Origin of the sequence: Bartonella sp. AA2SXKL, assembly GCF_042197205.1 — a bacterium.
Lineage (GTDB): Bacteria > Pseudomonadota > Alphaproteobacteria > Rhizobiales > Rhizobiaceae > Bartonella.
Map to the genome: position 1 here is coordinate 295 of NZ_JBHIRN010000097.1, position 510 is coordinate 804.

Below are 510 nucleotides of genomic sequence, written 5' to 3' on the forward strand. Positions count from 1 at the left end.
TCATTGAAACCTAAAATATTTTCTAACGTTAAGCCCGCTTTATAACGCGCATAACCCGTGGAAGATTGTCCCATATTGTCATGAGAAACACCAACCTTGAAAGCTTTACTAGGCCGATTGTTAATATTCACAATGGTGCTACCATCTTCACGACCCGGGAGAAGTTCGCTTTGAGCGTGCCCCGAAAAAAGCCTGTTGATTTGATCAAGCCCCTGTTCAATATCGCGCATATTCAGAATATGCCCTTCCAAACCCGGAAAAGCACTCCAGACAACATAATTATGAGAAGAAGCTGGTAAACCATTGTAATAAATATCCGAAAGCTTGCCCTCAACCACAACAAGTTTGAGCGCCTTGCTGCTTTTGATATCCTGATCTGGGATATAAAAACGCGCCGTGATATAGCCTTGATCCAAATAAATCTTGGTTAACTGCTTGATTAAAAACTGGATATCAGAAAGACCTATACATCTTCCAACATAAGGACCTGTTACAGCTGCTATAGAACTC

Annotated in this window: 1 protein-coding gene; it reads right to left on the reverse strand. The window is 41.4% G+C overall.

All coding sequences use genetic code 11. From position 1 onward, the window contains the following. Nucleotides 1–510, reverse strand: a 510-nt coding sequence (locus ACFINS_RS10000) for a POTRA domain-containing protein (RefSeq protein ID WP_375706176.1), incomplete at both ends; no start/stop codon positions are given.